The 13,686-nt window shown below is 51.8% G+C and carries 13 protein-coding genes; 12 read left to right on the forward strand and 1 reads right to left on the reverse strand.

Features of this window, described 5'->3' with window-relative positions:
- The first annotated feature begins 207 nt into the window (after positions 1–207).
- The 9 genes from amrS (at position 208) to QGG23_07245 (ending at position 9,412) form a co-directional block, all read left to right on the forward strand.
- Positions 208–1,230 carry an AmmeMemoRadiSam system radical SAM enzyme gene (gene amrS / locus QGG23_07205; protein ID MDP6049211.1) on the forward strand — a complete coding sequence of 341 codons (1,023 nt, stop codon included), beginning with the start codon at positions 208–210 and terminating at the stop codon, positions 1,228–1,230.
- A 93-nt stretch (positions 1,231–1,323) separates the two neighbouring features.
- Positions 1,324–1,935 carry a hypothetical protein gene (locus QGG23_07210; protein ID MDP6049212.1) on the forward strand — a complete coding sequence of 204 codons (612 nt, stop codon included), beginning with the start codon at positions 1,324–1,326 and terminating at the stop codon, positions 1,933–1,935.
- Positions 1,936–1,951: 16 nt separating this feature from the next.
- A complete protein-coding gene (locus QGG23_07215) occupies positions 1,952–3,115 on the forward strand; it encodes an MFS transporter (GenBank protein MDP6049213.1) in 1,164 nt (387 codons plus the stop codon).
- Between the two features lie 59 nt (positions 3,116–3,174).
- Entirely contained in the window at positions 3,175–3,963 is a 789-nt protein-coding gene (locus tag QGG23_07220) for an AN1-type zinc finger domain-containing protein (GenBank protein MDP6049214.1), read from the forward strand.
- 35 nt (positions 3,964–3,998) lie between these two features.
- Positions 3,999–4,898: a ribose-phosphate diphosphokinase gene (gene prs, locus QGG23_07225; protein MDP6049215.1), complete on the forward strand. Its 900-nt coding sequence runs from the start codon at positions 3,999–4,001 to the stop codon at positions 4,896–4,898.
- Positions 4,899–5,364: 466 nt separating this feature from the next.
- On the forward strand, positions 5,365–5,748 hold the full coding sequence (locus tag QGG23_07230; protein ID MDP6049216.1) for an arcadin 1: 384 nt from the start codon (positions 5,365–5,367) through the stop codon (positions 5,746–5,748).
- Positions 5,749–5,924: 176 nt separating this feature from the next.
- A complete protein-coding gene (locus QGG23_07235; protein MDP6049217.1) occupies positions 5,925–6,530 on the forward strand; it encodes a 50S ribosome-binding GTPase in 606 nt (201 codons plus the stop codon).
- Positions 6,527–6,694 carry a hypothetical protein gene (locus tag QGG23_07240; protein ID MDP6049218.1) on the forward strand — a complete coding sequence of 56 codons (168 nt, stop codon included), beginning with the start codon at positions 6,527–6,529 and terminating at the stop codon, positions 6,692–6,694. Before QGG23_07235 ends, QGG23_07240 begins: the two co-directional genes overlap by 4 nt.
- A 942-nt stretch (positions 6,695–7,636) precedes the next feature.
- Positions 7,637–9,412 carry a ribosome biogenesis/translation initiation ATPase RLI gene (locus QGG23_07245; GenBank protein MDP6049219.1) on the forward strand — a complete coding sequence of 592 codons (1,776 nt, stop codon included), beginning with the start codon at positions 7,637–7,639 and terminating at the stop codon, positions 9,410–9,412.
- 339 nt (positions 9,413–9,751) lie between these two features.
- Here QGG23_07245 and QGG23_07250 read toward each other — a convergent pair whose 3' ends face one another.
- Positions 9,752–10,399: a hypothetical protein gene (locus QGG23_07250; GenBank protein MDP6049220.1), complete on the reverse strand. Its 648-nt coding sequence runs from the start codon at positions 10,397–10,399 to the stop codon at positions 9,752–9,754.
- A 238-nt stretch (positions 10,400–10,637) separates the two neighbouring features.
- On the opposite strand from QGG23_07250, the gene QGG23_07255 reads away from it, so the two are divergent.
- The 3 genes from QGG23_07255 to QGG23_07265 form a co-directional block, all read left to right on the forward strand.
- Positions 10,638–10,898 carry a DUF211 domain-containing protein gene (locus QGG23_07255; protein MDP6049221.1) on the forward strand — a complete coding sequence of 87 codons (261 nt, stop codon included), beginning with the start codon at positions 10,638–10,640 and terminating at the stop codon, positions 10,896–10,898.
- A gap of 49 nt (positions 10,899–10,947) precedes the next feature.
- Positions 10,948–11,826: an agmatinase gene (gene speB, locus QGG23_07260; protein MDP6049222.1), complete on the forward strand. Its 879-nt coding sequence runs from the start codon at positions 10,948–10,950 to the stop codon at positions 11,824–11,826.
- A gap of 51 nt (positions 11,827–11,877) precedes the next feature.
- Positions 11,878–13,686: DNA polymerase domain-containing protein (locus QGG23_07265; GenBank protein MDP6049223.1), on the forward strand; the 1,809-nt coding region annotated here is incomplete at its 3' end.

A 13,686-nucleotide genomic window follows, 5' to 3' on the forward strand; every position in this document is an offset into this window, starting at 1 on the left:
TCCTGATTTAGTGTTTTCATAAAGATCCGCACCTTAGTAATTTTAATCACAGGCAATATCGTCTCGAATTATTACAAATAACAAGGGTTGGAAAGTCACGATGGAGTAACCCGTCAACCTATATGATATCCCGCGTGTGCTTAAAGGTCCGCTAAGTCATAGGGGGAAACAATTTATCGGGGGTGTACATTATCGGTCACGATGCTCATGGAAAAGGAATCAAGGTTCTATGAGACCTTTAGTGAAAACGCCATCAGGTGTACCATCTGTCCCCATAAGTGCGTTATCCAAGTTGGGAAACGCGGGTTCTGCAACGTCAAGGAGAACCAGAAGGGACGTCTTATGAGTCTCACTTACGGCCAGCTCTCTTCCATAGCTATCGACCCTATTGAGAAGAAACCTCTCGCCCATTTCCTCCCCGGGAGCAAATCATTCTCCATAAGTAGCGTTGGCTGCAACTTCACATGTCCTTGGTGTCAGAATTGGCACATTTCGGCATCGAAACCCGGTGAAATCACAACGTGCTACACCTCTCCCCGAGAGGTGGTCGCGATGGCCCTGAGGCAGGAGTGCGCCAGCATTGCTTACACCTACAACGAGCCCGTCATTAACCTAGACTACATTGAAGACGTCGCCCGTAGCGCCCGGGAGAAAGATATCAAGAACGTCCTTGTCACTAACGGCTATATCTCCCGGGAGGCCCTCGCCAAGGTGGTCGATATCATTGACGCCGCAAACGTCGACTGGAAAGCATTCAACGCCTCCTTCTACAGGAAATACTGCGCTGGGAACCTCCAAGATGTCTTGGACGCCACGGTAGAATTGAAGCATAACGGTGTCCATGTAGAGGTGACCTTTCTCGTCATTCCAGGGACAAACGATGACAAGGACGAGACCCAGGCCATGGCAAGGTTCATAGTCACTGAGCTAGGTCCCGATATCCCCCTCCATCTCAGCAGATTCTTCCCCCACCACGAGTTCAGGCACCTCCCCTCGACCCCTATTGAGACCCTCTACAAGGCCAGGGAAATCGCACTGGATGAGGGGCTAAGGTACGTCTATGTCGGGAACGTCTCCCTCGATGAGTATGGTGACACCTTCTGCCATGGATGCGGGGAGAAGGTTATCGAGCGGAGGGGTTACAGCATCTCTGGCTGGCACCTAAACGCGGAGAACCGTTGCCTCAACTGTGAGGAAGATATCCCTATCGTGGGGAAGCCCGAAGCCTAGGGCTGGCTGACTGAGGCATCGTAATGCTTTTGTTTACACGGAACAAAATCCTGAGCGATTGGAGAGAGAAATATAAGCACCAGGAGAGCAGCTTTGAACTTTATTAGCCGGAAGGAGAACCTGAAGGAGACGCTCACAATAACCCTTGAGGAGACCAAGGAGCGGGGGATAAACACCGTCCTCATCGTATCTACCAGAGATTACTGCGATCTGGAGTCTCTCCGGTTCTTTGAGGGGAACGGGCTGAGGGTGATCATGGTCACCTATCAGATTGGATACATGCCTCAGGGGGTTCAGTTGCAACTCCCGGATAACAAGGATATATTCGAGGACGCCAGAATGATTGTCCACATGGGCACGGGGGTTCTAACGGGTGGAGGCTATATCGGGGTGTCAACGCAGCGCCAGACGAAGGTGAACTCCCTGGATGGTCGACTCTCCTTGATAGTCCCCCTAATAGCTACAAGGGTCACTCATACTCTGAAGCTCTTTAGCCATGGCATCAAGGTCTGCTCCCAGATAGGGCGGATCGTAGCCGGCGCTTTACTCGTAAACCTCTACAAGAAGGTGGCCTTAGTTGCCGAGAGCTACGTTAGGAGAGATACTGTGAGGGGGTTCTCCCCATCTATCTTGCACATCACCAGGGATCTGAAGACCTACATGGTCATTGAAGTCCCTCTGACGGCTGAGAAACTCTTTTTTTAGGCTCTAGGTGAAAAAGGTGAGCAAACTCTCCGTGACGGAAAGGAGGGAACTACTCAAATCCCTTTATATCACTATCTTCCTTATTTCGACCGCCTACGGCACAATCACATTTCTCCTCCCCGTCTTTGCTGAAAGCATCGGAGCCACTTACGTTGAGCTTGGCCTCCTAGGATCTATTGGATCCATTGTCTATACAGCCATGACCCTCCTCGTGGGCTTAATGCTTGATCGCTTCGAAAAGATCCGTCTCTTCCTTGTGTTCACCGCGTTCGGGGTCTTAGCGCCCGTCCTCCTAAGCCTCACGAGTATGGTTTCCCAGCTCTTCGCTTTGAGGGTCCTCCTCGGCGTTGCCTCCGCCTCCTTTTGGGTCACGGCGAGCACGCTAAGTGCAGATCTGTCTCCCCCTGATGAGTTCACAAAATCAGTGGTACGCTACAATGTCTCATGGATATCAGGCTTCGTAGTTGGCCCTATTCTCGGTGGGTTCGTCTCAGATAGATATGGCTTCCCCGCCATGTTCGTCCTCATCTCCACCCTCATCATTCCCAGCGTGTTCCTGATCTCGACCAGACTGAGCAGCAAAGTTGCCCTTAGAACTGTGACTGAGGGCATCTGGAAGGGGCTCAGCTCCCTCAGCCCCATCGCTCTTGCTTATGTCAATATTCTCCCCTACTCAATCGTTCTGGGTATCTACATGGCGATCCTCCCTGGCCACATGGGCGGCATCGGTGTATCAGCCTCGGCAATAGGCCTTCTCATCACAATGACCAATGCCGTTAGGGGGATAGGTTTCCTCTCAGGAGAGCGCTGGATGAGGTGGGGTACCCGGAGGTCCCTCTGGATGTCCTCAATACTCATGAGCGTAGCCCTGGTCATGGTCTCAAAGTCTGACACCACATCTGAGTTCGCCCTGCCCCTAGCTATCTACGGATTCGCAGGGGGAATAATCACACCAGTGCTATTAGATTACATCGCCCAAGGATCGCCAAAGGAGGCCCTTGGCGCCTCCATGGGTCTTCACGAGTTCGTATACGGATTAGGGATGAGCCTGGGTCCAATAATGGGGGGCGCCATCGCAGAAGCGTACAGCCCATCGACGCTCTACTTGGGCCTCGCAGGGCTTGTCCTTTTCATTCTTCCCTTGTCCTTGAGATTGAAGGATGTGTCTCGCGAATCCTAATTCTGAAATCCTCAAATATGGGTATTAGCCAGTATTTCCAGAAGGGAAAAAGATAATCTATGGTTTTATGTGACCGTTGCAACAAGGACGAAGTCCTCCCCTTCAGGTGTAACTATTGCAGCGGGTACTATTGCTCTAAGCACAGACTTCCCGAGTTCCACGAGTGCATCGGGGTCTACCAGCAGAGGCCCGTGGCAAATTGGAGCAGTGGGTCCGCGGAGCCTGACACGGATTACGTGTTTCCTGGAACGAGAAACCGCTCTGGAATGAGGAACTTGTTCCGCTTCAGCGAGAAGGAAATGCAGCACCTCAGTATCAGCCTCTTCATTGTAGCCGCCATTCCCTTGATGAGCTTCTGGGGGATCATATCCCAGTTACCTTTCATCGGGGTGATGGCAATAATGATCTTCACCATGGCTTTCCTCCTTCACGAACTCGCCCATAAGTTCATGGCCCAAAGACTTGGCTTCTGGGCGGAGTACCGCCTGAACACTATAGGGCTTATGATAACCTTGTTCTCATTCTTCTCCCCGTTCAAGCTCTTGGCCCCGGGAGCAGTAATGATTGCAGGCCAGATGTATGGAAACGACTACGGTAAAATATCCCTCTCCGGACCCTTGACAAATATCGCTCAGGCGGCCGTTTACATCATGTTCATGTGGACGAATCCCAATGAATCTGTAGTTTATCAACTGGCTCGCCTAGGCGTCATTATCAACTCAAACCTCGCCCTCTTCAATCTACTTCCCTTTGGGGTCTTCGACGGGATCAAGATCATTAGATGGGACTGGAGGGCCTGGCTGGTCACGGCGACTACCGCTGCTATCCTCTTCTTTTACGTCCAATAGGGCGAGAGATATATTGTAGATCTTCAAAGATTTATATGGTTGAAATGAAGGTTATCCCGGGACCTGCGTCCCTTGAACTGGGTGTAAGAATCGCCGAACGATTGGGTGTCGCGTTTTATCCGGCGGTGCACCGCCTCTTCCCAGACGGGGAGAGTTACATCAGGATAAAGGCGCCACTAAGGGGGGAAATCGCCACTGTCGTCCAGACGATGTTTCCCAATCCGGATAAGTCCTTGCTCCAGCTATGCCTCATGGCCGATGCCGCCAGAGATGCCGGAGCCAAGGAGGTAATCTGCGTCGTGCCATACCTTGCCTATGCCCGCCAGGACAAAAGGTTCTTGGATGGTGAAGCGCTGAGCTTAAAGACCTTATCCAAGCTCCTAGGGGCATCTGGAGTAGACCTACTAGTCGTCGTCGATGTCCACGAGGAAGAGGCCTTGGAGGGATATTGTAACGAGGCGGGCATCCAAGTAAAGAATCTCTCAGCGATGCCAGACCTAGCCGAATATCTGAAGCAGAACGGTTTTGAGGGTGCTTATAGCCTGTCTCCAGACGTGGGAGCAGTTGATCTGGCGAGGGATGCTGGGACCGTCCTTGGGGGCGAGGTGGGTTTTTTTACAAAGGAAAGGGACCTGCACAATGGGGAGATCGTGATGGTTATGAGAGACCTCGATGTTCAGGGCAGGGACGTGGGAGTCTTCGACGACATTGTGAGCAGTGGAGGGACCACTGCAATGGCCATCAGGGGCCTCAAAAAACAGGGTGTCGGACGCGTCGCAGCTGCTTGTACCCACGGCCTCTTCATAGGAAACGCCATGGAGAAAATAATTGAGGCAGGTGCAGATATCATCGTCTCAACTGATACTGTAGGGTCTCCACTATCTCAGGTGACAGTTGCAGATTTGATATCAAGTTTTCTCAAGGGAAAATATTGATGGTCTCAAAAGACCCCAAGGGATATTGAGGTATCTTCTTTGATAGGATATAAAGAGGAATAATAGTCAGGTCACGGGTAGGATGCACTTAAAGAAGTTAAACCCATCATAATAGCGCGGACCATGGAACTCATATCTAGGCATATAGCTCAAGTTTTGCGATAGTTTTCTGTCCTTCATACCCCCGATTGACGCTTCACAGAAACTTGGCGTGCAATCAACTTCAGTTTCAATCTCTCCTCCGCTTTTCCCCAAAGAGACTACTTTTTTTAAAGGGCATCTCCTCGGGTGATCTATCGTGCGCTAAGAGTATATTGAGGAGAAGACAAATGAAGTCGTGTACGCGGACAGAAGGATTAACATCTCAGAACTTTTGTTCGAAGATGAGGGATGAAGAGTCAAACACGATCCACAAGTCTGAAGCTGATGAACCGAGTCATTTCAACATACATCTACCGCAACATATTTGATTGAGCGGCTTATCCTGATCAGTGGTACCAGAATAATGCTGAGTTCTAGGATCAAGATCAAGGTTCAATCCGTCAAGGCGACCAAAGATGTCGAGGGGAGAGACGGCTTCCAAATAGACTTCGTCGAAGTAAGGGCTCGCCCCCCTATGGTTACTATGACCCCCACGGATCTCCCCGCGGAGATCAGTCAGATGGTAGTCCAGATCAGTAAAGGGGTCCAAAAAGCCCTCCCGGGCGGGGACGCTAGAGAGTACCAGGTGAGGAAGCTCACCTTGATCCTTACTGCGGAGGAGCTTGAGAGCTTCAACCTCAAGCCTTATCCCAACCAGCTCTATGAGCTAACCATCGTTAACGGGACCATGAGCTTCAAAGAGATCTAATCTGCTTACGCGGTACTTAGAAGCTCGTCTCAATAGCGCGACTCCTCAGATTCCGGAGTTCATCCTAGCCTAGTTGATCTATCACCTATATCTCAACGCGATCTCCCTTAGGTCGGCACGGTTCCAGGGGGTTAATCGAAAAGATACTAAACGTGGAGGAGGGATTGTTACACGAGATGGATGAGCGCTTCCTCGTGTTCACTGGTAGGCCTAACGCAGGGAAAAGTAGCATCATCAGGAAGATCACAGGCCTGAACATCAGATCAGGTAAACGCCCTGGCACCACGAGGCGGGTCTCCATCTACCCCCTTAGTCGGGGCCTCTCCCTTGTAGACATGCCGGGGTATGGGAGGATCACTGGTGCCTCCATATGGGGCACTAGCCAGGTGAAGGACGAGATCCTGGAGTTCCTAGAGTCCCAAGGGGAAGCAATCGCCCTGACGATCCATGTCTTGGACCTCTCCACGTTCATGGAGGTCTCGGAGAGGTTGGAGGCGAAGGGTATTGTGCCCATTGACTTGGAGATGATCCAATACATTGGGGAGACCACAGGGGAGATGCCCGTAGTGGCTGCGAACAAGTTAGACAAGTTAAAGGGCGACTGGGCCTCCATCTTGTCAGAGGTTAAGAATAGGATCGATGAGGACGCCTCATCGAAGACAGGATGCATGGTCCTCCCAGTGAGTGCTAGGACCGGGGAGGGCATAGGTGCATTAAAAGACGTAATCCATAGGAAGCTGGCAGCAGAAGGGTTTAGGACTCCTTTCAGCAATGTGAAATGAACCAGCCAGAGATCGGGGCAGGTTTTCGGGAGACCAAATTATTATCCGTAGAAAAACGCCCCAGAGAAAGGCTCAAAGGAGAAAAGCAGGAGGTTCACGTTCTGGAACTCCTACCCCCAATGGAGTTGAAGATGTCTAGGATGGATAATAGTAGAGTCTCCTAATCGATCTGAAGGATGCTCTCTAAGGAGAGGTACCCCCAAAACCAGCATCCACAGCCGGATATTATCATAATGATCTTCGCGACATTTTTTTCAAGTCATATCAAGCGAGGCAATCCCCTCGCACCCTGTTCACGAATTTGTGTGAGTGATGGGCACGGTGAGGCTACTCAGCAGAGACGTTCGTTGTAAGTCCCCTGAGCCGGGACAGCTCCGAGTAAAGGCTCGAATTGTTCAGCGGCGTGACCACCGATACATCGAAGGACAAGATGCATAACACATACATAATCAGATATAATGTGGATTTAATTCTCGATACTAATCCTTGCTCGCTCCCCTTTTTTCCCACAAGTTTCATGGATCTTTTTACTCTCCCCTCTAGGGCATATCCGAATATTATACCACCTTGTAACACATTAATCGATTCTAAGGATAATTGCAAAGAAAAAATCAATAATGTTATCATATTAAATAGATTTTTCTACTATACTTGAAAAATGTGATTGGTATTACGAATCGTCTTGTTTTTTTGGGAAACACAGAGTTCATCCTCTAGTGAATCTTTCAACATTAGAGAAACTATAGCCCTTCTTCCATCATTAATGGAGACTCTATGAGACCTTTATATGGCCCGTTCAGGAACATTTTGGACAAAAAATGCTAAATTAATACTCCTCTTGATAACGTCTTTCTTCCCTTGGAAGGAGGAGGGTCATCTCGTGCGATTGATCCCTACATCCGAATTGGATTGATACCTTGGAAACACTGGCGAGGCTGTTGCTCGCGCATCGATGCCCATTATGACTAAAATAGAAGTAGGGCGGGCTTGGTTACCCATTGTGCCCTGCCCTTTATGATGTGATAAAAACGTTGGTTGAGCCGACTTCCCAAACTCTCAGCCTTAAATAAGGGGCTCTGAGAATTGAATGCTGAACGGTGCTGGGATTGAGGGTTGCAGTAATCGATAGGCAGAGGTGTAAGTCGGATAAGTGCAACACGGAGTGCATCCGCTTCTGCCCTATGGTCCGTACCCGCCGTGAGGCCATACGCCTCGACAGCGATGGCATCCGCATCTCCGAGTTCATCTGCAGCGGCTGCGGAATTTGCATCCGTAAGTGCCCATACGATGCCCTTCGAATAGTGAATCTCCCTGACGAGCTCGAATCCGAGCACCTCCACCGTTATGGCTACAACCAGTTCACCCTCTACCGCCTTCCTGTCCCTCGAGAGGGCGCCGTCGTCGGTCTCTTGGGCAGGAATGCCATAGGAAAGTCTACTCTTCTCAACATTCTCGCTGGAAACCTCACACCCAACCTTGGGAAATTCGCGGAGCCCCCTACTCGGGATGAGGTTGTGGAGAGCTTCTCAGGGAAGCCTATGCACGACTACCTGGAATCCCTATACTCCGGTAAGAGAAAGGTTGTCTACAAACCCCAATACGTCGACCGCATTCCTAGAGTTGTTAAGGGGACTGCCGCAGAGGTTCTCGAGGCCCAGGATGAAAGAGGGGCCTTTAATGAGCTCACTATAGCCCTGGAAATTGACTCGATCCTAGACCGTGAGCTATCAGTTCTCAGTGGGGGGGAGCTCCAGAGGGTCGCAATCGCCGCGGCCCTCCTTAAGGACGCTGAGGTGTACCTCCTCGATGAGCCATCTAGCCATCTGGATATCTACCAGAGGGTCCGGGCTTCCCGTGTGATCCGGGGCCTCGTCAAGGAGGGACGGAGGGTTGTCGTGGCGGAGCACGACCTTGCGGTTCTGGACTATTTGAGCGACGATATATTCCTCCTCTACGGGGAGCCTGACGTTTATGGCATTGTATCTAACGTCCACGGGGTCCGGGAGGGGATAAATATCTATATCAATGGCTATATCCCTGACGAGAACGTCAGGTTCCGGGAGAGCCCCATAATATTCCACGTCAAACCGCCCACCCCTCACAGCCGAAGGAGTAGTTCCCTCATCAGCTGGACCGATCTCAAAAAGTCCTTTAGCGACTTCACTCTAAACGTGGCTGCCGGGGAGATAGGCATCGGGGAGGTCATCGGCATCTTGGGGAAGAACGGGATTGGTAAAACCACTTTCATCAAAATCCTTGCGGGGGTGGAGAAGCCCGACTTGGGGAGAGTGATTGGAGGGGATATCAAGGTTAGCTACAAGCCCCAATACCTCACAGGCACTATCTATGGCACTGTGGAGGATGTGCTCCGCAGAGCCGCTGGGGAAAAGTACCTTGAGCCGTGGTTCAGCGCGGAGGTCATTGAACCCCTTCACGTTAAGGGGATGCTGGAGCGAGACATCAGCGTCCTTAGTGGGGGGGAGCTCCAGAGAGTTGCAATCGCTGAGTGCCTCAGCCGACCCGTTGATATCTACCTCCTGGACGAGCCCAGTGCCTACCTCGATGTCGAGGAACGCCTCGCTGTGGCTAAAGCCATCCGGCGTATCACCAAGATGAACGGGGTCACTGCATTTGTTGTGGAGCACGACATCGTCGCCCAAGACTTCATCAGCGACAAGATTATGGTCTTTACTGGGGAGGCGGGCTCCGAAGGAAGGGGTGAAGATCCCCTGAAGCTTGAGGATGGTATGAACCAGTTCCTGGGAGAGATGGGTATCACATTCCGTAGGGATGCTGAAACCAAACGGCCTCGGGTCAATAAGGATGACTCCCGTCTCGATAGGGAGCAAAAACGAGATGGAAGATATTATTACGTCCGATAAAGTGAAATAGGGAAGCAAACCCCGATCAAGCAGCTCATCTGGATCTTGAAAAAGACCGGATTTATCCCGTTGGTGTAATATTAAAATGCCTTGACTTTATCCTAGAAAGGGAGATCCCCCCCCTCTTCAAAGTATATATGAAGATGAGTAGCTAAGGTATAGAGTATGACCTTGAAGCTGGAGGGTTCCAGGATTGCAGGGAAATGAACCTCTATAGGCAAGAGGTCTTGGAATCCGACATCATGATTATCATCAAGTTCACCAGGGGTAGCTCAAGACTTGACGCTACTGACTACGGATTGATCCATGTCTGAAAACTGACCAAAGCCTTAATTTCAGCTAATCAGCGTTTAGCAGAAGGGCTAACAAGGCTACAGTTACTCCTGCGATCACCATCTTCACCCCAGAATAGAGAACGTTGTTATCGCTGATACGGCCTAGGAAGACTCCGAGGAGGAACAGGGTAGAAAGGCTTGCTACGATACTGGTCATAAATGCATAACCGTGGGGCAGGATCCCGATGTAAGAGAGGTAGAATGGGATCACAGTGGGAATAGATGCGAGGAAAGGGGCCGAGCCATCCACGAAGGCAGCGAAGACTGCTACGAACCGGGACGCCTCCCCGTAGATGGTTTCGTCAAGGTTGGTGAGCATGGCACTCTCTAATTCGTTGAGACTTTTACTCCTCTCCGCGCTCTCAGTCATATAGGTTCCCGAAAACCCAGAGACCGCCATTGCTATTCCACTCACCAGGATAACGCCAATGACCGCTAGGGGGTCTACGATTTTAGTGATATATGCCCCGATCACGACGCCGAGACTTGTCATTGAACCGTCAAAGGCGTTCATGGCAAAGTAGCGTCGGAGGATCATGTGTGCGCTGGTAACCCTCAAATAGGTTCCTACCTCATCAAGGTACCCAGTCAGCCAAGTTATTATCCCGTTCTGCTCGCCTTCCGGATCGTCGTCCTGCGAAGATTCATTCAATTAATGATTCGCTCCATAGCCACCATGCTACGTTCAGAATTAGATGGTCTGTTTTCTCCCATTTCTGGGTGACACACGTAATCATGACATCTTATTGGCTTTAATAAACATTATGAAACAGAGCACCTGTATCTATAACCTTATTTTTGCTCTATTGTGTTCAAGGATTCACAATAATTAAATTCCACGGGGAGAGTAAGTATCTAAAAGGTTAATATTCTAAGGAATTGTGAAAAGTTTGGACGAACCCAAGATCAAAGAGTTGGTTCTCGATGTATTGAAACTTCATAGACCCCCTCTCCCGGATTTCGCATCGTTCCTAGCGGAACTCAAAGGGATTGAAATAGTAGAGGTTAGTCTAGTGGAGATGGACGAGAAAACAGAGACTATAGGAGTGTTCCTCCAAGGCGAAGACATCGACTACAGCATTCTCGAAGAGCACATGGGGAAACAGGGCGCCTCTATCCACAGTGTCGACAAGGTCACGGTAGAAGCATAGTAAGCTTGCGGAGGCTCCCTCCGAAAAGGAGAGTTTAGATGAGAGGTGAATGACCTTGAAGAGCCTTTTAGGACAAGTGTTACAGTCTTTCCTCGACACCACTAAGCCCCTCGAGGAGGCCGTGTATTCAATATTCGGAGCTCCTCTAGACGCGACTACATCCCATCGTTCAGGCACCCGATTTGCCCCAGACGCTATAAGGAGGGCGAGCCTCGCCCTAGAGTCATACAGCCTACGGTCAGGTCTAGATGCGAAGAATATCGCCATAGCGGATATCGGTAACGTTCTCGACTTAGAGTCGGTGGACGACCTGGGTAAGATCGAGGAAACTATTCGAATAATCGGCGCCGACAAGATTCCTGTGATGATAGGCGGGGAGCACACCATCTCCCTTGCCTCCATGAGGGCCTTAAAACCCGACTTGGTCGTTTCCTTCGACGCCCACATGGACCTCAGAGACAATCTCTTCGGCGAGATAATATCCCACAGCACATTTATGCGGAGGGCTATTGAGGAGATCGACTTAGAGCTTGTTCTCGTGGGGAGCAGGGCAGTGTCCCGAGAGGAGATAGAGTTTGTCAGATCTGAGTCCCGGATCAATGTGATTTCGGGCCTAGACTTGCCAAAAAGGAACCTGAAGGCGTGGACTAGAGACCTCATGGATTGGAGCTCAATGGCCTCCTCAATTTACATCACTATCGATATGGATGTGGTGAATCCAGCCTCCGCCCCTGCGGTCGGGAACCCAGCCCCTGAGGGCATCGAGGTTTCCATGCTCCTGGACATCCTCCAAGCGTGCATGGGAGCCAAGGTCGTGGGATTTGATCTCACAGAGGTCTCCCCCTATTACGACTCTGGGATGACAGCTATCCAAGCGGCATATATCATTCTTGAGTGCATGTATCTCCATGCGAACACCACCTTATGATCATTACAACAGGCAATATATGGTACTTCGAAGAGTAATTACTCGAATCTAATGGGATTCAGATCTGAGGAAAAAGTATCGGCGCCGAAGGGCAGGGTGGCCCCCAACGACCTCCCCCCATCATACTTCCTATCAGCCGGATACGACGGCAAACAGGAGAAAGCCTTCCTCCGCCTCTACGAGCCCGAGTCCCGCCAGATCTACCTCTGGTACGACAACACCAGCCACCTCTCCTACGCCGTCTCCAAGCAGACCCCGGAGCAGCTCAGAGGCAACCGCAGGCTGATGGACTACCCCGGCTTCCTCACACTGGAGCGGGTGGAGAAGTTTGACGCCCTCGCTGACGAGCCTATCATGGTCACCAAGGTCGTCGCCACGAACCCCCTCGCCATCGGGGGAGGAGCAGGCGGAGGCATCAGGAACATCATCGGGGAGACCTGGGAGAGCCGGATAAGATACCACCAGAACTACATCTACGACAGGAGGCTCATCCCCGGGATGCCCTACAGGATGGAAGAGGGCAACCTGATTCCTGTAGACTACCCGCTCCCCCCGGATGTCAAGGCCGAGATGCAGGAGGCCTTCGCCGGTGAGGACCCAGAGTTCACCGAGAACATGCTCGAGTGGGCCCGCCTCCTCCAGTGCCCCGTCCCCGAGATCAGGCGGGTCGCTGTGGACATCGAGGTCCGTACCTCCGTCGCGAACAGGCTACCGAACCCCGAGGAGGCCATAGAGCCCATCACCGCGGTCAGCTTCACCGCCTCGGACGGGTTAAGACGGGTGATTCTTCTCAACGAGACCGGGGATGAAGCGACTCTCCCGGTGATCGAGGATGCCGAGGTCGAGTTCTACGAGGACGAGAAGAGCCTCATCGCCGAGGTGTTCAGGGTTCTCGACGAGTACCCCGTCGTATTGACCTTCAACGGTGACAACTTCGACCTCCGCTACCTGAGGAACAGGGCCCAGAACCTGGCGTTCTCCAACAATGATATTCCTATCACTGTGGGGAGGCGCTTCGCATACCTCAGGAACGGGCTCCATATCGACCTCTACAGGTTCTTCATGAACAACGCTATCAAGATCTATGCCTTCGGGAACAAGTACAGGGAGAACACCCTGGACGCCGTCTCCAGGGGGGTCACGGGGAATAAGAAGATCCCCGTGGGGACCATCAACGACCTCAGCTTCGATGAGCTGGCGATGTACTGCCTCAACGACGCGGATATCACCTACGGGCTCACGAGTTTCAACGGTGACCTCGCGATGCAGCTCATGGTGATCATGAGTCGTATCAGCAAGCAGACCATGGAGGACCTCACCCGGATGGGGGTGAGCAGGTGGATCCTGGCCCTCATGGAGTGGGAGCACAGGAGGAGAGGGTGGCTCATACCCAACTCCCAGGACATCCTCCTCGCCAAAGGGGGCACCACCACCACCGCAATGATCAAGGGCAAAAAGTATCAGGGAGCCATCGTCCAGGACCCGAAACCGGGAGTCCACTTCGGGGTCACCGTCCTCGACTTCGCCAGCCTCTACCCGTCCGCCATCAAGAACTGGAACCTGAGCTACGAGACCCTCCTCTGCAACCACGAGGATTGCAAGAGCAAGATGGTTCCGGGGACCAGCCACTACGTCTGCACCCACAAGAAGGGGATGACGAGCCTCATCATCGGGAGCCTCAAGGACCTCAGGGTTCTCAGGTACAAGCCCCTCGCTAAGGACCCAAGCCTTACACCGGAGGAACGCACATACTACGACGTGGTCCAGGCAGCCCTCAAGGTCTTCCTCAACGCCAGCTATGGAGTCTTCGGCGCCGAGAGCTTCCCCCTATACTGCCCGCCCCTCGCAGAGAGCACCGCA

The organism is Candidatus Bathyarchaeota archaeon (assembly GCA_030739585.1).
GTDB lineage: Archaea > Thermoproteota > Bathyarchaeia > TCS64 > TCS64.